This is a genomic window from Simplicispira hankyongi (genome assembly GCF_003570885.1).
In the GTDB taxonomy this organism is placed as follows: Bacteria; Pseudomonadota; Gammaproteobacteria; order Burkholderiales; family Burkholderiaceae_C; genus Simplicispira; species Simplicispira hankyongi.
The window spans coordinates 164,498-184,261 of record NZ_QXJC01000007.1; the positions used below are offsets into that span (position 1 = coordinate 164,498).

Annotated in this window: 18 protein-coding genes; 6 read left to right on the forward strand and 12 right to left on the reverse strand. The window is 65.9% G+C overall.

What is annotated here, in order from left to right; translation table 11 throughout:
* The first annotated feature begins 132 nt into the window (after positions 1-132).
* The gene (gene htpG / locus D3F03_RS14380) at positions 133-2,106 is read left to right on the forward strand and encodes a molecular chaperone HtpG (RefSeq protein WP_119110110.1); all 1,974 of its coding nucleotides are present in this window, start codon (positions 133-135) and stop codon (positions 2,104-2,106) included.
* Between the two features lie 95 nt (positions 2,107-2,201).
* Here the strand turns inward: htpG and D3F03_RS14385 are convergent, their stop codons facing one another.
* The 3 genes from D3F03_RS14385 to D3F03_RS14395 form a co-directional block, all read right to left on the reverse strand.
* Positions 2,202-2,510, reverse strand: coding sequence for a hypothetical protein (locus D3F03_RS14385; RefSeq protein ID WP_119110111.1), 309 nt, complete (start codon positions 2,508-2,510; stop codon positions 2,202-2,204).
* 61 nt (positions 2,511-2,571) lie between these two features.
* Positions 2,572-3,645, reverse strand: a complete 1,074-nt coding sequence (locus D3F03_RS14390; RefSeq protein WP_119110112.1) for a serine/threonine protein kinase — start codon at positions 3,643-3,645, stop codon at positions 2,572-2,574.
* A complete protein-coding gene (locus tag D3F03_RS14395) occupies positions 3,642-4,757 on the reverse strand; it encodes a DUF2855 family protein (RefSeq protein ID WP_119110113.1) in 1,116 nt (371 codons plus the stop codon). The genes D3F03_RS14390 and D3F03_RS14395 overlap by 4 nt, the downstream gene beginning before the upstream one ends.
* A 138-nt stretch (positions 4,758-4,895) precedes the next feature.
* Here D3F03_RS14395 and D3F03_RS14400 point away from each other — a divergent pair, with 138 nt between their 5' ends.
* Positions 4,896-5,312 (forward strand): potassium channel family protein, encoded by a 417-nt coding sequence (locus tag D3F03_RS14400; protein ID WP_119110114.1) that lies wholly within the window; start codon positions 4,896-4,898, stop codon positions 5,310-5,312.
* Between the two features lie 15 nt (positions 5,313-5,327).
* Here D3F03_RS14400 and D3F03_RS14405 read toward each other — a convergent pair whose 3' ends face one another.
* The 3 genes from D3F03_RS14405 to D3F03_RS14415 all read right to left on the reverse strand — a co-directional run bounded on the left by D3F03_RS14405 (position 5,328) and on the right by D3F03_RS14415 (position 7,243).
* The gene (locus D3F03_RS14405; protein ID WP_119110168.1) at positions 5,328-5,744 is read right to left on the reverse strand and encodes an organic hydroperoxide resistance protein; all 417 of its coding nucleotides are present in this window, start codon (positions 5,742-5,744) and stop codon (positions 5,328-5,330) included.
* 11 nt (positions 5,745-5,755) lie between these two features.
* Positions 5,756-6,262 (reverse strand): MarR family winged helix-turn-helix transcriptional regulator, encoded by a 507-nt coding sequence (locus tag D3F03_RS14410; protein ID WP_119110115.1) that lies wholly within the window; start codon positions 6,260-6,262, stop codon positions 5,756-5,758.
* Between the two features lie 132 nt (positions 6,263-6,394).
* Positions 6,395-7,243, reverse strand: a complete 849-nt coding sequence (locus D3F03_RS14415; protein WP_119110116.1) for a 3-hydroxybutyryl-CoA dehydrogenase — start codon at positions 7,241-7,243, stop codon at positions 6,395-6,397.
* 122 nt (positions 7,244-7,365) lie between these two features.
* Here D3F03_RS14415 and D3F03_RS14420 point away from each other — a divergent pair, with 122 nt between their 5' ends.
* Positions 7,366-8,955, forward strand: a complete 1,590-nt coding sequence (locus D3F03_RS14420) for a GMC family oxidoreductase (RefSeq protein WP_119110117.1) — start codon at positions 7,366-7,368, stop codon at positions 8,953-8,955.
* 142 nt (positions 8,956-9,097) lie between these two features.
* Complete coding sequence (locus D3F03_RS14425; RefSeq protein WP_245960635.1) at positions 9,098-9,853, forward strand: hemerythrin domain-containing protein; 756 nt, start codon at positions 9,098-9,100, stop codon at positions 9,851-9,853.
* Positions 9,854-10,249: 396 nt separating this feature from the next.
* On the opposite strand, the gene D3F03_RS14430 is transcribed toward D3F03_RS14425, so the two are convergent.
* From D3F03_RS14430 to D3F03_RS14455, 6 genes are all read right to left on the reverse strand, one after another.
* Positions 10,250-11,599: a GAF domain-containing protein gene (locus D3F03_RS14430; RefSeq protein WP_119110118.1), complete on the reverse strand. Its 1,350-nt coding sequence runs from the start codon at positions 11,597-11,599 to the stop codon at positions 10,250-10,252.
* The gene (locus D3F03_RS14435; RefSeq protein WP_119110119.1) at positions 11,596-12,105 is read right to left on the reverse strand and encodes a hypothetical protein; all 510 of its coding nucleotides are present in this window, start codon (positions 12,103-12,105) and stop codon (positions 11,596-11,598) included. Before D3F03_RS14435 ends, D3F03_RS14430 begins: the two co-directional genes overlap by 4 nt.
* A gap of 10 nt (positions 12,106-12,115) precedes the next feature.
* Positions 12,116-12,934, reverse strand: coding sequence for an ABC transporter permease (locus tag D3F03_RS14440; RefSeq protein WP_119110120.1), 819 nt, complete (start codon positions 12,932-12,934; stop codon positions 12,116-12,118).
* Complete coding sequence (locus D3F03_RS14445) at positions 12,931-13,929, reverse strand: ATP-binding cassette domain-containing protein (RefSeq protein ID WP_119110121.1); 999 nt, start codon at positions 13,927-13,929, stop codon at positions 12,931-12,933. Before D3F03_RS14445 ends, D3F03_RS14440 begins: the two co-directional genes overlap by 4 nt.
* 133 nt (positions 13,930-14,062) lie before the next feature.
* The gene (locus tag D3F03_RS14450; RefSeq protein ID WP_119110122.1) at positions 14,063-15,544 is read right to left on the reverse strand and encodes an AMP nucleosidase; all 1,482 of its coding nucleotides are present in this window, start codon (positions 15,542-15,544) and stop codon (positions 14,063-14,065) included.
* 37 nt (positions 15,545-15,581) lie between these two features.
* Positions 15,582-17,669, reverse strand: a complete 2,088-nt coding sequence (locus D3F03_RS14455) for an EAL domain-containing protein (RefSeq protein ID WP_119110123.1) — start codon at positions 17,667-17,669, stop codon at positions 15,582-15,584.
* A 185-nt stretch (positions 17,670-17,854) separates the two neighbouring features.
* On the opposite strand from D3F03_RS14455, the gene dbpA reads away from it, so the two are divergent.
* Together dbpA and dtd are read left to right on the forward strand one after the other, a co-directional pair.
* Positions 17,855-19,264 (forward strand): ATP-dependent RNA helicase DbpA, encoded by a 1,410-nt coding sequence (dbpA, locus tag D3F03_RS14460; RefSeq protein ID WP_119110124.1) that lies wholly within the window; start codon positions 17,855-17,857, stop codon positions 19,262-19,264.
* On the forward strand, positions 19,261-19,713 hold the full coding sequence (gene dtd / locus D3F03_RS14465; RefSeq protein ID WP_119110125.1) for a D-aminoacyl-tRNA deacylase: 453 nt from the start codon (positions 19,261-19,263) through the stop codon (positions 19,711-19,713). Before dbpA ends, dtd begins: the two co-directional genes overlap by 4 nt.
* The last annotated feature ends 51 nt before the right edge of the window (positions 19,714-19,764 follow it).

Below are 19,764 nucleotides of genomic sequence, written 5' to 3' on the forward strand. Positions count from 1 at the left end.
GGTTGCGCCCTGCGTGCCGCCGGCGCTTGAAACCCGCCCCGCCCGCCCCTAAATGGGGGCTTGCAAGCGCCACGCCCGTCCTGGGGCGGTGCTTTCGTCTTCTTTCCATTGTCGTTTCGTCAACCTATCCGTATGAGCAAACAAACCCTGTCCTTCCAGGCCGAAGTGGCCCAGCTGCTGCACCTGGTCACGCACTCGCTGTATTCGAACCCCGAAATCTTCGTGCGCGAGCTGATCTCCAACGCCTCCGACGCCTGCGACAAGCTGCGTTTCGAGGCGCTGGACACGCCAGCGCTGTACGAAGACGCGCCCAACCTGGAAGTGCGCGTGTCTTTCGACAAGGACGCCAGGACGCTCACCATTGCCGACAACGGCATCGGCATGAGCGCGCAAGAGGCCATTGACCACCTGGGCACCATTGCCAAGAGCGGCACCAAGGACTTCATGGGCAAGCTCACGGGCGACCAGAAGCAGGACGCCCAGCTCATCGGCCAGTTCGGCGTGGGTTTTTATTCGGGCTTCATCGTCGCCGACAAGATCACCGTGGAGTCGCGCCGCGCCGGTTTGCCCGCCAATGAAGGCGTGCGCTGGGTCAGCGGCGGCAGCGGCGATTTCCAGGTCGAGCCAATTGACCGGCCCGCACGCGGCACCAGCGTCATCCTGCACCTGCGCGCCGACGCCGAGGAATACCTCAACGCCTGGAAGCTCAAGAGCGTCATCGCCAAATACTCCGACCACATCAGCCTGCCCATCCTGATGGAAAAGGAAGAGTGGAAAGACGGCGAGCTGCTGACCCCCGGCGACGAAAATGGCGGCCGCCAGCCCGGCGGCATGGTCAAGACAGGCGAATGGGAAGCCGTGAACAAGGCCAGCGCCCTGTGGACCCGCCCCAAGAAGGACATCACCGACGAGCAGTACCAGGAGTTCTACAAGGCCATCAGCCACGACCACGAGGCCCCGCTGACCTGGGCGCACAACCGCGTCGAGGGCAACACCGAGTACACGCAACTGCTCTATATCCCCGCCAAGGCCCCGTTCGACCTGTGGAACCGCGACAAGAAGGCCGGCATCAAGCTCTACGTCAAGCGCGTCTTCATCATGGACGACGCCGAGGCGCTGATGCCCAGCTACCTGCGCTTCGTCAAGGGCGTGATCGATTCCAGCGACCTGCCGCTCAACGTCAGCCGCGAGCTGCTGCAGGAAAGCCGCGACGTGCGCGCCATCCGCGAAGGTTCGACCAAGCGCGTGCTCTCCATGCTCGAAGACCTGGCCAAGCACGACAGGCACGACGCCGCAGCCAACGCCGACGGTGTGACCGATGTGGTCGACGCCGACGACAAGGCCAAGGAAGGCAAGTACAGCCAGTTCTACGCCGAGTTCGGCGCGGTGCTCAAGGAAGGCCTGGGCGAAGATTTCGGCAACCGCGAGCGCCTGGCCAAGCTGCTGCGCTTTGCCTCCACGTCAAGCGACACGGCCAGCGTTTCGTTCGCCGACTACAAGGCGCGCATGAAGGAAGGCCAGGAGGCCATCTACTACATCACCGCCGACACCCTGGCCGCCGCCAAGAACAGCCCGCAGCTCGAAGTTTTCAAGAAGAAGGGCATCGAAGTGCTGCTCATGACCGACCGGGTCGACGAGTGGGCACTGAACTACCTGCAGGACTTCGACGGCACGCCACTGCAAAGCGTGGCCAAGGGTGCGGTCGATCTGGGCAAGCTGCAGGACGAGGCTGAAAAGAAGGCCACTGAAGAAGCCGCCGAGGCCTTCAAGCCGCTGCTGGCCAAGCTCAAGGAAGCGCTCAAGGACAAGGCCGAAGACGTGCGCGTCACCTCGCGCCTGGTCGATTCACCCGCCTGCCTGGTGGTGCAGGACGACGGCATGAGCACGCAACTTGCCCGGATGCTCAAGCAGGCCGGCCAGCAGGCGCCCCAATCCAAGCCTGTGCTGGAAGTGAACCCCGAGCACCCGCTGGTGAAGAAGCTCGACGGCAGCGTGCACTTCAACGACCTGGCGAACATTCTGTTCGACCAGGCGCTGCTGGCCGAAGGCGGCTTGCCGGACGATCCGGCGGCCTACGTGCGTCGGGTGAATGCGCTGCTGGTCTAAAATCTAGTTAAAAATAGCTGCTAGCGCTTACCCAGTAAGCGTTAGCAGCTATCAAAACTAAAGTGATCTGACGGTACTGCAGGTGCAGCGGCGTGTCAGACGGGCCGTTTTGCCGAGCGCAGTATCCGGGCGTGCAGCGCATCGCGCTCGGTGGGGGCGGCATCCATCAGATCTTTGAGGGTCCGCTCGGGCAGTACCACGCTCTGGCGCCGGTCTTTGGCGACCGGGACGTTGCGCCAGCCCGAGAGCACCATCCAGTCCCACAGCTCGCGCGGCATGGGGTGGGTGACCTGCATCTTCAGACTGCCGCACATGATGGACGCTCCAACCGGAGGCAAGGGACCGACGGGCGGCGCCGCGCGCTTGGTGCGGATGGAAAACAAGGTGCGCAGCTTGTCTTTCATGGGTGCTGTTGTGTGGGGTAGTGGCAAGACCTTGCAGCATACAAGAACCACCCTTGGCGGGTCAGGCTGCCAGTGGTTCTTCGTGCATGGCCTCGATCTGGTCTTCCAGCAAGGCGATCTGCCCGCTCCAGTAGTCGCTTGAGCCAAACCAGGGGAAGTTGATCGGAAAGATCGGGTCGTGCCAGCGCCGTGCCAGCCAGGCGCTGTAGTGGATGAGGCGCAGCGTGCGCAGCGGCTCGATCAGGGCCAGTTCGCGCCGGTCGAAGCTGCGGAACTGCTCGTAGCCCTCCAGCAGCGCACTCAATTGTCCGGTGCGCTGGCGCCGGTCGCCCGAGAGCAGCATCCACAAGTCCTGCACCGCTGGCCCACTGCGCGCGTCGTCCAGGTCGACAAAGTGCGGGCCGCCGCGGCCCCACTCATCCAGCGGGGTCCAGAGAATGTTGCCGGGGTGGCAGTCGCCATGCAGGCGGATCTGGGTGGAGGTTTTAAGGCTAAATTGGCCTCCGGCGCTTGATGGAACAGCGCTGGCAGCTATGGTTTCAAGAGCGCGCTGGCACACGTCCAGCCAGCGCGATTGCATGTCCAGCGGCACGGCGGCATGCGCCACCAGCCAGTCGCGTGGTTCTTCGCCAAAGCTCTGCACGTCCAGCGCCGGGCGCTCGGCAAACGGCCTGGCCGCGCCCACGGTGTGCAGGCGCGCGAGGAAGCGGCCTATCCATTCCAGCACCTCCCAATCGTCCAGCTCGGGCGTGCGGCCGCCGCGCCAGGGGCTCACCGAGAAGAGGAAATCGCCATGCTGGTGCACCGTCTGGCCACCCAGCACCAGCGGCGCCACGGCCGGCACCTCGGCCTCCACCAGCTCGGCGGCAAAGGCGTGTTCTTCGAGGATTTGCGCCCGGCTCCAGCGCTGCGGCCGGTAGAACTTGGCGACGACGCGCTCGCCGTCTTCCAGCGTGGCCTGGTAGACCCGGTTCTCGTACGACGACAGCGCCATCAGGCGCCCATCGCCATACAGGCCGACGCTGGCCAGGGCGTCGAGCACCTGGTCGGGGCTCAGGCGCGCGTAGGGGTGCGGGTCGGTGCCGGTTGCGTGGTTTTCGAAGGGAGGCTGTTCAGTGGCGTCGGGTGGGCTCATGCCCCATTGTCGCCCTCGCCGCGCTCTGCCTGCAGACTGGCGATGTGGCCGGTGCGCGGATCGCCGTGGCCGGCGAGCACATCCTGGAACAAGGCCTGCGTGGCCTCGGGGCCGAGGTGCCGCTGCACCACCAGCCAGGGCGCGGGCGGCGATTGCACTGCGGTGCGCAATTGGTTCCAGGCGCCCACCAGGCGATCGTTCAGCCCTTGCGCGCCCCACTCGCCGTGGCGTTTCTTGACCTGTGCGGGGGCGAAGAACATCACCGGGCGCGGCCCTGGCAACTGCCCGGCGCCGCCCAGGTCCTGCACGTGGCTGGCGCCGACGGAGCAGCTGTAGGCCAGCCCCGTAAAGTGCGCGTGGATGCGCTTTCGCAAGGCCACGCTGCCGGCGAAATCGATGTAGACACTGGCCTGGGCACCGCCGAGTTGCTCCAGGGCATCGTAGGCCAGCACGCGGTCGTAGCAGCCCAGGCTCTCGCAGAACGCCACGTTGTCGGGTGAGGTGAGGCCCACCACCTCCAGGCCGCCGCGCTGCGCCAGTTGAAACGCCGTGCCCCAGGCGGTCTTGCTGGAGGCGCTGGAGAGCAGCAGGCGGCGCGCGCCGAAGAACTGCTGGTCGGCCAGAAAGTCGTCGATCAGCCAGGACGTGACGAACAGCGGGCGCAAGAGCGCCTGCAGGTCTTCGTTGTCGTTCCGGTAGAACGGGTCGGCGCTGCTGCGCAGGTAGTGGTTGTAGACCGCGTGCAATCCCGCGCGGTGCGCTGCGCCATCGCTGAACCCGGCGGCGTTGGCGCGCTCGGGCGAGAGCACCGCGCTGCTCGCCATGGGCCAGTAGCCGTACAGGCGCTCGCCGACGGCGATGTCGGGGTGCGCAGATTCCACCACCGTGCCAAAGCCCCAGACCGGCACGATGCCCCAGCCCTCTTCACCGCTGGGAAAGAAGCCCCAGTAGTTCAGCAGGTCGCCCAGGGCCGCGTAGGTGACGTTGTTGGCGGTGAGCGCGAACGCATCGACGCGCACGCGCACCTGGCCATCGACAAGGGGCGTGTCGGGTGCCGAAACAAGGCGGGTGGTGGCCAGTTGGTTCTGGCGAACGAGGAGGGTGGTGGTCATTTCGCGACAGTAGCCCAAAGCGGTGGGCGTCTCAATGCCTGGGAGAGCCTTGTGAGACAGCGGGCACAAGGCCGGCCACGGCGACAATGGGCCTTTGCGCGAAACGCCCGGCTTCGGCCGGACAGACAAGGTGCCCCCGTGCCCGCTTTGAACAAACGACTGCACATCGCACGCCGCGGCGTGTTGTATTCGCTGGTGCTGTGCACGCTGATTCTGCTGATCGGCGGCGTGGGCTTCTGGGCCTTGGACCCGGGTGTGAAGACCTTGGCCGACGGCCTGTGGCTGGCCTTCACCACGGCGGCCACGGTGGGCTATGGCGATATCGTGCCCAGCACCCACGCCTCGCGCGGCTTTGCGGTGCTGGTGGTGCTGCTGGGTCTGGCGGTGCTGTCGCTGGCGACGGCCTCGCTGGCGGCCATCTTTGTGGAAAAGGACGCGCAGGCCGACGAGGTGGTGTTCGAAGAAGACCTTGCCGGCGAGATCAGCCTGCTGCGCGACGACATCCGCGTCTTGCGCGAGGAAGTGCGGGCGCTGCGCCAGCAGCCGCCCGCTTGAATCCCGCCTGTGTGCTTATGCCAGGGTGATGTTCACGTCGATGTTGCCGCGCGTTGCGTTGGAGTACGGGCACACCTGGTGGGCGGCGTCGATCAGCTTTTGCGCAGCATCACGGTCCATGCCAGGCAGTGATACCTTCATGCGCACGGCAATGCCGTAGGCGTTGGGGATGGGGCCCAGGTCCACTTCGGCGTCCACGGCCAGGTCTTGCGGCAGCGTGAGCTGCGTCTTGCCGGCCACGGCCTTCATGGCGCCGATGAAGCAGGCCGAGTAGCCGGCGGCAAACATCTGCTCGGGGTTGGTGCCGGTGCCAGGCGTGCCGGGCGAAGAGAGCTTTACGTCCAGGCGGCCGTCGTCGCTGCGGGACGACCCTTCGCGGCCGCCGATGGTGTGGGCTTTGGCGGTGTACAGAACTTTTTCGAGCGTGGTCATGGTGGGTTCCTTCAAGGTTGTGCCTGCGGTGCAGGCGGGGGACAAACGGAATCTGTGGCCATGCCGACAGCGGCGAGGGTGCCGCGCAACGCCTGCAGTTGGCACTTCAGCGCGTGGATTTGCGGCAATTCGAGCTGGCTGTAGGCGCGCACACAGGCCGGTACGCTGCGCGCCTGCTGCTGCAGCGCGCGACCCGCCGGGGTGAGGGCGATGCGCACGCGCCGCTCGTCCGCGCTGTCGCGGGTGCGCTGCAGCCAACCCGCAGCCTCCAGGCGCTTGAGCAGCGGAGTGAGCGTGCCGGAATCGAGAAACAGGCGCTCGCCGATGCTGGAGACAGGCAGATCGTCCTGCTCCCACAGCACCAGGAGCACCAGGTATTGGGGGTAGGTGAGGCCTAGGGCATCCAGCAGCGGCTTGTACACCTTGGTCATGGCAAGCGACGCCGAATACAGCGCGAAACAGAGCTGGTGGTCGAGCAGCAGTTCGGGTGGGCTGGAGGGCGGGAGTCGCGATAGCATGGCCAAATTGTAGCGGACAATTAAATTGTGCGCAATGTAATTGTCCGATATGCATGGCGGTGCAGTGCGTTGGCTGCGCGGGGGTTCATCGGGGCCAGACCCAATGAACCCCCGATAAACCCCCATGAACCGTCAGTACCCGTACACGCCGCGCCCTGTCTTGCGCCCAAGGTGCCCTGCGGCCACCAGCTCTTTGAGCAGTGGGCAGGCGCGGTATTTGCTGTCGCCGAACTCCTGCAGGTAGACCTCCATCACCGCCAGGCACACGTCCAGGCCAATCATGTCGGCCAGAGCCAGCGGGCCGATGGGCTGGTTGCAGCCAAGCTTCATGCCGGCGTCGATGTCTTCGGGTGTGGCCAGGCCTTCGGCCAGTACGAAGAAAGCTTCGTTGATCATGGGCACCAGGATGCGGTTGACGACAAAGCCCGGCGCGTTCTTCACCGTGATGGGCGACTTGCCCAGCCGCAGCGCCAGTGCCTTGACAGCGTCGTGCGTGGCATCGCTCGTTTGCACACCGCGAATCAGCTCCACCAGCGCCATCATCGGCACCGGGTTGAAGAAATGCATACCGATGAAATGGCCAGGGCGCGAAGTGGCGGCCGCCAGTTTGGTGATCGAGATCGACGAGGTGTTCGATGCGATCAGCACCTCGGGCCCCGCCATGGCGTCGACCTGCTTCAAGATCTTGAGCTTGAGCTCGTAGTTCTCCGTCGCCGCCTCGATGATGAGCTGTGCGCCCTTGAGGTCGGCGTAATTCGTCGAAGTGTGGATGTGCGCCAATGCGGCATCCTTGTCGGCGCCGCTGATCTTTTCCTTCTTGATCAGGCGGTCCAGGCTGTTGGCGACTGTTGCGACGCCCTTGAGGACGGCCGCGTCCGAGATATCCACCATCACCACGTCCACGCCCGCCACTGCGCAGGCCTGCGCGATGCCGTTGCCCATGGTGCCCGCGCCGATGATGCCAACCTTTGTGATTTCCATATAGAGAGCTCTCTTCAAAGTGAAACAGACCTGAACGATGGTAGCGAGAATCGCCTGCGCTTGCGGTTAAGGTGCGCCAGAGCCGCCGCTCGAAGACGGTGGCCCCACAACCAAGGAGACCCATGTTCGACTACATCGTGATTGGCGGCGGCTCGGCCGGCTGCGTGCTGGCGGGGCGCCTCAGCGAAGACCCGGCGGTGCGCGTGTGCCTGCTGGAGGCCGGCAAACCCGACAGCAGTGTGCTGATTCACTGCCCGGCTGGCCTGGCTGTGATGGCCAAGTACGAACTCAACGGCTGGGGCCAGAACACCACGCCCCAGCCCGGTCTGAACGGCCGCCGGGGCTACCAGCCGCGCGGCAAGGTGCTGGGGGGGTCCAGCTCGATCAACGCCATGATCTACGCGCGCGGCCAGCACGCGGACTACGACCACTGGGCGGCGCAGGGCAACCCCGGCTGGGCGTGGGACGACGTGTTGCCTTACTTCAAGCGCTCCGAACACAACGAGCGCGGCGCCGACGCATTGCACGGCAGCGGCGGGCCGCTCAACGTCATGGACCTGCGCTCGCCCAACCCCTTTGCGCAGTATTTTGTTGACGCCGGCGTGCAGGCTGGCGAAGTCCGCAACGGCGACTTCAACGGCCCTTCGCAGGAAGGCGTGGGCCTGTACCAGGTCACGCACAAGAACGGCGAGCGCTTCAGCGCCGCCAAGGGGTATCTCACGCCGCACCTCTCCAGGCCGAACCTGCGGGTGATTACCGGCGCGCGCGCCACGCGTATCGTGCTCGACGGCAAGCGCGCGGTGGGTGTCGAGTACGAGCAGGGCGGTGTGCGCCAGACGCTGCGCTGTTCGCGCGAAGTGCTGCTGTCGGCCGGCGCGCTGCTCTCGCCGCAGTTGCTGATGCTCTCGGGCATCGGGCCGGGCACGCAGCTGCAGCAGCACGCAATTGCCGTGGCGCACGATCTGCCCGGCGTCGGCCTGCATTTGCACGACCACGTGGATGTCGTGCAGGTCATGGACGCGCCGGGCCTCTACGACCTGTTCGGTATTTCGCTCCCTGGCGCCCTGCGCATCCTGCGCGGCATCGGCGAGTGGCGCCGCGCGCGCAGCGGCATGCTGACCACCAACTTCGCCGAATCCGGCGGTTTCATCAAGAGCCGCCCCGAGGAAGCCGCGCCGGATTTGCAACTGCACTTCGTCATCGGCAAGCTGGTGGACCATGGCCGCAAGACGGTGCTGGGCCACGGCTACTCGTGCCACGTCTGCCTGCTGCAGCCCAAGAGCCGGGGCAGCGTGCAGCTCGCCAGCAGCGACCCCAATGCCTTGCCGCTGGTGGACCCGAACTTTCTCGGCGAGCAGGACGATATGGACCGCCTGGTGCGCGGCGTGCGCCGCATGCGTGAAATCCTGGGCCAGAGCGCGCTGGCAAAGTTTGGCGCGCGCGAGTCCAAGGCCTCTGCCGGCGCCACGAGCGACGCGCAGATCGAGCGGTTCATCCGCAACCACGCCGACACCATCTACCACCCGGTGGGGAGCTGCCGCATGGGGCCGGGGCCGCTCGACGTGGTGGACGCCGAGCTGCGCGTGCACGGCATGCAGGGCCTGCGGGTGGTGGACGCGTCCATCATGCCGCGCGTGGTCAGCGGCAATACCAATGCGCCGACCATCATGATTGCCGAGAAGGCGGTGGATTTGCTGCGCGCTGCGGCGTGAAAAACCGCACGCTTGCCGCCGATGCCTGGCGAAATAAGGATTTCTCAAGGGGCGGATAAGAAATTTTTAACGGCGATTTTCAAGCGGAATTTCTAGACTTCCTTTCATGGCTCTCCGGGCACCGTGCCCGGAGGGACGAGCCATGAAACGCAACGCGCCAGACGCGAAGGAAGCACTTGCCATGAAGTTCGACAGCGAGGAATTGACCGCCATTGCCCAACCGGAGGGCACCGTTCGGTGGGACATGTACGCCACCATTCACAAGGCCTTGCGCGCCTGCATGTGCGACGCGCTCGTGGCGGTGGGCCGCATGGACACTGACGACGACCTGGAGTGCGCCCAGACCTGCCAAAGCGTGCTGGGCCTCATGGACTTCTGCCACAGCCACGTGCAGCATGAGAACGCTTTCGTGCATCCCGCCATCGAGCAGCACGCACCCGGAGAGAGCGCACGCGCCGCAGCCGAGCATGTGGAGCACGAAGCCGATATCGCGCGAATCGCCGCTGCTGCGACGCGGCTCATGGGTCTGCCTGCCGCGCTGCGTCGGGGCGAAGCGCACCGCCTCTACCACCAGCTCTCGCGCTTCGTCGCCCACAATTTCGAGCACATGCTCATGGAGGAACACCAGCACAACGCAGTGCTGTGGGCTGGGTTCAGCGACGCGCAGTTGCAGGGCATCGAGGATGCGCTGCGTGCCGCCATTCCCCCGCAGGAAATGATGGAAGACCTGCGCTGGATGCTGCCGGCCCTCAGCCCTGCCGAGCGCGCCGGCCTGATGCGCGGCATGCGCGAGGAGGCGCCACTGCCGGCCTTTTCCGCGGCGCTCGCGCTGGCACGCCAGCACCTGAACGCCACGCAATGGAGCAAGCTCGAAGGTGCGCTGGCGCAGGCGTCCTAGGCCGCTCGCTACATGCCAAGCTTCCACACCACCCAGACGATTCGATCCGCGCGCCACAAGCGCTGGTGTGGGCGCTGTTGTCGGAGCTTGCGGCGTCGCCGGTCACGGAGTGGCGCGCAGGCACCGACTTTGCCTGGTGGAGTACCCACTCCGGCCTGCGAGTACGGGCCAGGCACACGCTGCATCCAGAGCCGCAAGGGGTGTGCCGCGTTTGCCTGGAGCTTCGGATGCCGGGTGCGCCGGGTTCCCGCGTTGCGTTGTTCGCCGGTGCGATAACAAAGCGGTACTTGGCGCTCAAGGCAGCGTGTCTTGCAGCGTACGCGCAGCTCGATGCTGCAGGCGTCAAGGCCGGCGCAGCCGACCCGAGGGAGGACTTGCCTTGAGAGCGCAGGGCGCTCAGCGGGAAACCGTATCCAGTTCCACCGGGCGCTTGAGCACCAGCCGCAGCCGCCCTCTGCCGGTCTTTTCCAGCCGGATGTGCGGGCTGTTTTCCTGCAGCCGCCGCTGCAGCAAGAGCAACCGCGCCTCCAGGTTGTCGGCCACGTCGGGCAGCTTGAGGCTTGCGTCCAGCCGCAGTTCGCGGTTGGAGAAATCCACCCGGCCCGTCGCAAGCGTTTCGCGCAGCAGCTTGCAGAAGATGGCGCCGGCAACGCCCTTGATCAGATAGTCGTCGTTGAGGAATACGCTGTCGTTGGCGCTGAAATGGCGCACGCGCACGGGCGTTCCGGTGAGCGGCCGGGCGCTTGCCAGCGCAGGTTCGGCCGGTTCGGCGTGCTCTGCGAACGCGCGCAGCGGGTCCAGCGCCACCGCCAGTTGGCCGGCCAGTGCCACCAGCGCGTCTTCTTCCTGGTAGCCAAAGCGCATTTCGTCGGCGCTTTCCACGAACACCACGCCGAGCATGCGGCCGGCGGCCAGCAGGGGAATGGCCAGCTGGCTGCCTGGTGCATCGAGGCCGGGGTAGGGGATATCCTGCCCGGCGGGAGTGGCGTCGGCCGCCATGCTGCGGCGGATGGAATGCGTGTACAGGCTGGCGTGCGTCACATGGCTGATGCGCACCGCAGTGCGCTGCTGCGCTGCCACACCGATAACGCCCTGGCCAAGCCCCACTTCGGACCCCACGCCGGACTGCGCATAGCCCATGCTCGCCACGGTGTAGAGCCGGCCGGTCGCGCTGTCGGGCAGCAGCACCATGGCGTGCTCCACGCCCATGTAGGCGCGCATGCCGGCAAACAAGGCCTGCACCAGGTCCTCCAGCGCGGTGCACTGCGCCAGGTCCTGGCAGCAGCGGCGCAGCGCGTGCAGCAGGTCGCAGCGGGCGGGCGCAGGGCTCAGGCCTTCACCCGGCAGCGATTCAATGTCTTCGACGCGGTAGATGTCGGCCCCCCGCAGCACAAACACGTCGGCCATGCCTTCATGCGAGGCAATGCCCGCAAGTTGCGCCCGCATGCCTTCAAACAAGGGGCCGCAGTCCTCCGTGCGCAGATAGCGCAGATGCAACCGGTGCAGCAGCCCTGTGCCCGGGTCGGTCAGCAGCACCGTGGCGCAGGGGTTGACCAAGATGTTGCGCCGCGTTTTGTTGAAGAACTGGAACGACAGCGCGACATGCATCTCGTCCACGTACACCACCTGCGAGAGGTAGGCCACGTTGGGCATGCCTTCGGCATCGCAGGTCGCGACCATTCCGGGAACCGCGCCTTCCAGGCAGGCTCGCAGCGGCCGAAGGTCGGGTTCGGCGCGTGCCTTCATGTCGAGCCTTCCAGGGCGCGCAGCGGCGACCCGGCGCGCGGCCCCGGCGTTTGGTCGAACGCCTGCTCGGGCGCTATCTCGACCGCCACCAGTTCCTGCGGCTGCGCAACGTGAAGCAGGGCGGCGACGAACTCGGGCGGGTAGCCGAGCGAGCCAATCTCTCGCTGCATGGCGGCAACGTACGCGGACTGAGCAGCTTGCTCGTAAGCCGTCGCAGAGCGCACCCGCGCGCGGGACGCCTTGAGCTGCAGCGTGCGGTTGGTGCTCGGCTGGCTGAGGACGATCGCCATCGGCCGGCCGGCTTGCAGATCGCTCAGTAGCTCGCGGCTCTGGTCAGGGCGCAGAAGGGCGGTGAGCTTGCGCCCATCCGGGCGCATGGAAAGCGCCAGGGCGCGTGCGATGCTGGGTTGGCTGGTGGCCGAGCGCGAGGCGACGATGCCCGAGACGCCAGCGTTGATCCAGGCGACGTGCTCGGGCAGCAACAGGGGCGCGGCGCGGTTCGTCATGGCGACTGCATCATGCGCGAAAACGCTTGCGCGTCAACGCCAGTGCTACCCAGAACGCCAGCACGGTGGTGGCAATCAGCGTCCCCCCGCTCTGCAGCACGTGCTGGGGCCACTCGTCCATGAACAGCGGCCGCACCAGTTCCACTGCGTTGGTCAGCGGCAGCCAGTCCGAAATCGTGTGCACCAGCGGCGGCAGTTGCTCGCGCGGGAAGAACACCCCCGAGAGGAACATCTGCGGCGTCAGCACCAGGGTGAAGTAGTAGGTGAAGAAGTCGTAGCCCTTGGCCAGCGCATTGAAGATGAGCGCAATCGCCGAGAACATGATGCCCACGCACAGCAGCACCGGCCAGGCCACCAGCAGTTTGGGGCTGTGGCTGATGCCGAGCGCCAGCATCACCAGCAAAATCGCCGTCACCGTGAACAGCGCCTTGAACGCCGCCCACAGCAGCTCGGCCAGCAGCACGCTGTCGAGGCTGACCGGTGTGTTCATGATGCCTTCCCAGGTCTTTTGCACGTGCATGCGCGAGAAGGCCGAATACAGCGCCTCGAAGCTCGCCGCGTTCATGGCGCTCATGCAGATCGAGCCACTGGCCAAAAACAGGATGTAGGGCACCGGCTCGCCATGCACCGTGAGCTTGCCCACCAGCGCCCCCATGCCGTAGCCGAAGGCCACCAGCCACATCAGCGGCTCGGCGATGTTGCCCACCAGGCTGGGAATGGCGAGCTTGCGCCAGACCAGCAGGTTGCGCAGAAACACCGGACACCAGTTGCGCGAGAGGTCGGGCGCGCGCCAGAGGCTGGGCGGGCGGGCCACTTCACTTGGCGTCATGCGTCCTCCCTTATTTGGCGGCCGGTGAGTTTCAAGAACAAATCCTCCAGATTCGCCGGCCGGTGCAGGGTGCGCAGCTGCGGGTGCTCCAGCAGTACATCAAGCAGCGGGTGCGCATTCTGGGTATAGAAAAACACCGTCTCCCCGCTCACCTCGATGCGCTCGGCCAGCGGCGCGAGCCGGGCGTCGTGCTGCAAGGCCAGTGCTCCGGCGCCATAAACTTCCACCACCTCGCGCTCCAGGTGCTCGGCAATCAGGGCGCGGGGCGCGCCTTCGGCAATCTTCTTGCCGTGGTCGAGCACGATGAGGCGGGAGCACAGGCGCTCGGCCTCGTCCATGAAGTGCGTGGTCAGCAGAATCGAAGTGCCACCTTGGACCAGGCGCTGCAGCCGCTCCCACATCAAATGGCGCGCCTGCGGGTCCAGGCCTGTGGTGGGCTCGTCGAGCAGCAGCAGGCGCGGGGCGTTGACCAGCGCTCGCGCCAGCGAGAGGCGCCGCTTCATGCCGCCCGAGAGCTCGCCGGGGCGGGCAGCAGCCTTGTGACTCAGTGCGGCAAACTCCAGGAGTTGGGGAATGCGCTCATCCAACACCGCGCGTTTCAATCCGAAATAGCGGCCATAGACGCGCAGGTTTTCAGAGCAGTTGAAGTCGGGGTCCAGCGTGTCGAACTGCGTCACCACCCCCAACTGCTGCTTGATGGCCAGCACGTCGCGCGGCATGGTGAGCGGCGCGCCACCCGCCGGCGGGTGGTAGTGGATGCTGCCGGCGTCTGGCGCTGTGAGCCCCAGGCACATGCGGATGGTGGTGGTCTTGCCCGCGCCGTTGGGGCCGATCACGCCCAGGCATTCGCCGGGGGCGATGGCAAAGGAGACGCCGTCCACCACCACCGCGCTGCCGTAGGATTTGCAGAGCCCGGAGACGTCGAGCAAGGGCGGCGGGGCCAGCGGCACCGCGAGCGGTGGGGTGGAAGGCGCTGCAGCGTCGGGAGGGACCATGTGCGTGCATTCTCCCGCACGGCGGCGCCAGCGGGTGCAAGCCGCCGAATTTTAGGTAAAAAATGCCTCTCGCGCTTACTGGATAAGCGCTATAAGCTATCAAAACAAAAGCGATTGTGCTGCTGGCCGGCGCTTACTGAAACGCCACTTCGGCAAAGCTGCGCAGCTTGCGGCTGTGCAGGCGGTGGACGCCTCCACCGCGCAGGATGTCCACGGCGCGCATGCCGATGCGCAAATGCTGGTCCACGCGCTCGCGGTAGAAGTGGTTGGCCATGCCCGGCAGCTTGATCTCGCCGTGCAGCGGCTTGTCGCTCACGCACAGCAGCGTGCCGTAGGGCACGCGAAAGCGAAAGCCGTTGGCCGCGATGGTGGCGCTTTCCATGTCCAGCGCTACCGCGCGGCTCTGGCTGAAGCGCCGCTGCGGCGTGTTGTCGGGCAGCAGCTCCCAGTTGCGGTTGTCGGTGCTGGCCACGGTGCCGGTGCGCATGATGCGCTTGAGCGCGCCGCGCTCCATCTGCGTCACGTCGGCGACTGCCTGCTCCAGCGCCACCTGAATCTCGGCCAGCGCGGGAATGGGCACCCACAGCGGCAGTTCTTCGTCCAGCACATGGTCTTCGCGCACGTAGGCGTGCGCCAGCACGTAGTCGCCGAGCTGCTGGGTGTTGCGCAGGCCGGCGCAGTGGCCCAGCATCATCCAGGCGTGGGGGCGCAGCACGGCGATGTGGTCGGTAATCGTCTTGGCGTTGGCCGGGCCGACGCCGATGTTGACCATGGTGATGCCGCTGCGGTCGGCGCGCACCAGGTGGTAGCCGGGCATTTGCGGCAGGCGGGGCGGCGGCGCGCCGAGTTCGTCCATGTCCTGCGCCGGCAGGCCCGTGCGGCGCGTGACCACGTTGCCGGGCTCCACAAAGGCGATGTACTCGCTCTCGGGGTTGGCCATTTCGGCGTGGCCCAGACGCACGAACTCGTCGATGTAGAACTGGTAGTTGGTGAACAGCACGAAATTCTGGAACCACTCGGGCAGGGTGCCGGTGTAGTGGCGCAGGCGGTGCAGCGAGTAATCCACGCGCGGCGCGGTGAACAAGGAGAGCGGCTGCGCCTCGCCCGCACGCGGCCGCCAGGTGCCGTTGGCGATGCCGTCGTCCATGGCGGCCAGGTCGGGCAGGTCAAAGCGGTCGCGCATCAGCATGCGCCGCTCGGCGCTGAGCGAGCCTTCGACGTGGTCGTGCTCGGCAAACGAGAAGTGAATGGGAATCGGGTGCTCGCTCAATCCCACTTCCAGCTCCACGCCGTGGCTCTTGCGCAGCAGGCGCAATTGCTCGGTGTAGTAACCGCCGAACAGGTCGGGCCGGGTGAGTGTGGTTTCGAAGGTGCCAGGCCCCTCGACAAAGCCATAGGCCAGCCGCGTATCGGCGCGCGCCACCGTGGTGGTGTGCAAGCGCACGTAGGGGTAGAAGGCGCGCACGCGCTCGGGCACGTCGTCGCCGGCCACGAAGCGCTGCATGGCGCCGCGCAGGTGCTCAATTTGTTGCTGGTAGAGCAGTTGGATCTGGGCGACGGCCGCGTCCGGGTCAGAGAAGTGGGCGGCGGGAACGGGGGCAGTGGTGAGCGGCATGCGCGCTATTGTGTACGCGCTGCAAAACAGTTCGGTGTCAACTTTGCTGGCGCTGTGCCAGCCAGGCGCGCGCCTGCAGTGCGTCCATAGGGCGTGCAATGCCGTAGCCCTGGGCCAGGTCACAGCGCAATTGCGTGAGAAGCGCTTGTTGCGCCGGTAGCTCTACGCCCTCGGCCACGGTACGCAGCTTGAGGCTGCGGCCCAGTTCGATGATGGCGGTGACGATGGCGACATCGTCGCTTGAATCGGGCGTATCCAGGACGAAGGAGCGGTCGATCTTGAGCTTGTCCAGCGGGTAGCGCTTGAGGTAGGAGAGCGACGAATAGCCGGTGCCGAAGTCGTCGATCGCGATGCCAACGCCAAGCGCCTTGATCGCCTGCAGCGTTTGCAGCACCTGCTCGCTTTGCTGCATCAACACGGTTTCGGTCAGCTCCACTTCGAGAAACTGCGGCTGCAGGCCCGTTTCGGCGAGCACCGCGGCAATCTCCCCGGCCACGTCGCGCTGGCGGAATTCGAATGCCGAGAGGTTCACGGCAACCGGCACTTGTGGCAGGCCCGTATCGTGCCAAGCCTTCAGCTGACGGCAGGCTTCGCGCATCACCCAGCGACCAATGGGTGAGATGAAACCATGCGTCTCGGCAAAAGCGATGAACTCGTCCGGCGCCAGCAGGCCTCGGCGGGGATGCTGCCAGCGCACCAGCGCCTCGAACCCGGCGAGCGTGCCATCGGCCATCTGCACGACGGGCTGGTAATGCAGCACGAACTGGTTCTCTGCAATGGCTGTGTGCAGTTCCCGCTGCAATTGCAACGAGGCCATCGCATGGTCCGCCATGCCTGGGGTGCTGAACTGGTGGTGGCCGCGGCCGCTGTCTTTGGCCTCGCGCAGTGCCGTCTCGGCCTGGCGCAGCAGGCCAGGTGCGGTTTGATCATCGTCCGGGAACAGGCTGATGCCAATCGAGACGGACTGGCACACGCTGGTGCCGGTCACGTCGATCGGCTCGGCCAGGCAGCGAAAGAGTGCGTCAGCCAAAGCGGCGGCGGCGGTGCGGTCGGCGCTTGGCAGCACCACGGCGAACTCGTCGGCGCCCGGGCGAGCAATAAAGCCCCGATCGGCCACGCAATGGCGCAGGCGCTGGGCCACCGCGCAGAGAATCTGGTCGCCCGCCCCATGGCCCAGCGAGTCGTTGATGGTTTTGAAATGGTCGAGGTTGAGGTACAGCAGCGCGACCTGGCGTTGGCGAGACGTCTGCGCAGCGCGCGCCTGGGCCAGGGCGAGTGTGAGCTGGTCGAGCAGCGCACGGCGGTTGGGCAGCTCGGTCAGCGCGTCATGCCGCGCAAGAAAGGCTTCGCGCTCCCGCATCTTCTTGCGTGCGCTGATGTCGCGCACCACCACCACGCGGTAGTCGGCGCCCGTTTGTGGCATGGTCTTGCCGATGACTTCTACCGGGATTTCGTGCCCATCGCGGTGGACGATGTGCACCTCGTAGAGGAATTCGCTGCCGTGGCTGGTGTAGTCCTGTGCAATGGGGCGCCAGGCGGGGGCGATAAAGTCGAACATGGTGCGCCCCACCACCTCGTCTCGGGACAGTCCGGTGAGCCGCGTCATCGCCTCATTGCAATCGAGCACCACGCCGTCGCTGTGGAACATGATGGCTTCTTCCGTGGCCTCGGCAAACTTGCGCATGCGTTCTTCGCTCTCGCGCACTGCACGCTCCGCCGCCCAGGTGTCGGTGCACTCATTGGTGACCGAGAGCACTCCGTTTGGCACGCCGTCTGCGCCGAAGTGCGGGGTGAGGGTGACGCTGAACATGCGCACGCTGCCATCGGTAGCGCGCCGTTCGTGCAGGTATTTGACGCGCTCGCCGCTGACGCAGCGTTCGGCATGCACGGCAACCTTGGCCCATTGATCGGCACCGAAGACTTCCTCAGGTGTCTTCCCGATAATCGACGCAATGGAGAAACCGGTGGCATTTGCGTACGCAGCATTGACAAACTGGCACTGCCTGCTGGGCAGCGCGTAATACGCCACCTGCCCGCCCAGCGATTCTGCAAGCGCGTGCAGCAGCACAGTAGCGCTGGAGCCTGTGGCATCCTGGGGTGCGTCAGCTTGCGTGGTTTCGGTCATCGAATCCGGTGGGCAGGTGTTGGGCCTGCATGCAGCAGGTCCGGGATCGCAACAATAGCTTACATGGCTTGCGTCTGGGCTGCCTACGGGTTTGTGCCAAGACAAGTGGCGAACGTTCTTTGAACAGGCGCTAAGACAACTTGCGAGGTTTTTGGCACTTTTTGGGCGCGCCGGATAATCCGCGCATGACCTCTCCATCCGCGCAACATGCGCCCGGCTTCGACACGCTTGCGCTCAATCCCGCTACTCTCGCCAATTTGCAGCAGCTCGGCTACCTGCAGATGACCCCTATCCAGGCCGCCAGCCTTCCGCCCGCGCTGCTGGGTCAGGACCTCATTGCCCAGGCCAGCACCGGCAGCGGCAAGACGGCCGCCTTCGGCCTGGCCCTGCTCGCGCGCCTGAACCCGCGCTGTTTTGGCGTGCAGGCGCTGGTGCTGTGCCCCACGCGCGAACTGGCCGACCAGGTCAGCGCCGAGATCCGGCGCCTGGCGCGCGCCGAAGAGAACATCAAGGTCGTGACGCTGTGCGGCGGCGTGCCGCTGCGCGGCCAGGCACAGAGCCTGTCGCATGGCGCGCATATCGTCGTCGGTACGCCCGGCCGCGTCATGGACCACCTGGAGCGCCAGCACCTGGCGCTGGACCAGCTCAATACCCTGGTGCTCGATGAGGCCGATCGCATGCTCGACATGGGCTTTTTCGACGATATCGCCACCGTGGCGCGCCAGTGCCCGAAAAACCGCCAGACCTTGTTGTTCTCGGCCACCTACCCGGAAGGCATCGCCAAGCTCAGCCGGCAGTTCATGAAAGAGCCGCAGCGCATCACCGTGCAGGCGCAGCACAGCGCCGGCAAGATCGAGCAACGCTGGTACGAGGTGAAAAATTCCGAGCGCCTGCACGCGGTGTCTCTGCTGCTCGCGCACTTTCGTCCCGAGTCGTCGATTGCCTTCTGCAACACCAAGCAGCAGTGCCGAGACCTGGTGGCGGTACTGCAGGCGCAGGGCTTCAGCGCGCTGGCGCTCTACGGCGAACTGGAGCAGCGCGAGCGCGATCAGGTGTTGGTGCAGTTTGCCAACCGCAGTTGCTCGGTGCTGGTAGCCACCGACGTGGCGGCGCGTGGCCTGGACATTGCCGACCTGGCCGCCGTCATCAATGTGGACGTGACACCCGACGCCGAGGTGCACATCCACCGCATCGGCCGCACCGGCCGGGGCGACGCCGAGGGCCTGGCGCTCAACCTGGTCAGCATGGACGAGATGGGCAGTGTCGGCAAGATTGAAGTGCTGCAGGGCAGGGCGTCGCAGTGGCAGCCAGTGGCTGAACTCACCCCCAGCGGCAGCGGCCCGCTGGTGCCGGCCATGGCCACCATCCAGATCATTGGCGGGCGCAAGGAAAAGATCCGCGCCGGCGACGTGCTGGGTGCGCTGACCGGCGACATGGGCTATGTGCGCGAGCAGGTCGGCAAGATCAACGTGAACGAATTTTCGACCTACGTGGCCGTCGAGCGTGGCATCGCCGAGCAGGTGGTCTCGCGCTTGAACGCCGGGCGCGTCAAAGGCAAGAGCGTGAAGGCGCGGCTGGTGGCGGAGGGCGGATGATCAGCCTGCTGCAGCGCGTGCGCGAGGCGCGCGTCGAAGTGGCGGACGAAGTCGTCGGCCAGATCGGGCCAGGCCTGCTGGTGCTGGTCTGTGCCGAGCGCGGCGACACCGAAGCCGAGGCCGATCGGCTGCTGGCCAAACTGCTCAAGCTGCGCATCTTCAGCGATGCCGCCGGCAAGATGAATCGCAGCGTCCAGGACACATCCGGCGGTTTGCTGCTGGTGAGCCAGTTCACTCTGGCCGCAGACACCACGGGCGGCAACCGCCCGGGTTTTTCGCAGGCTGCCGCACCCGACGAAGGGCGCAGGCTGTTTGACTACTTCGTCGCCCAAGCCCGTGCTGCCCACCCCGAGGTGCAAACCGGGCGCTTTGCCACCGAGATGCAGGTGCACCTGGTCAATGATGGGCCGGTGACGATTCCGCTGCGCATGGCGCCTATCGGCGCCTGATGGCTTTGTTGAATCAACAACCGATATGCAGATTTCATGGAACCGTACCAA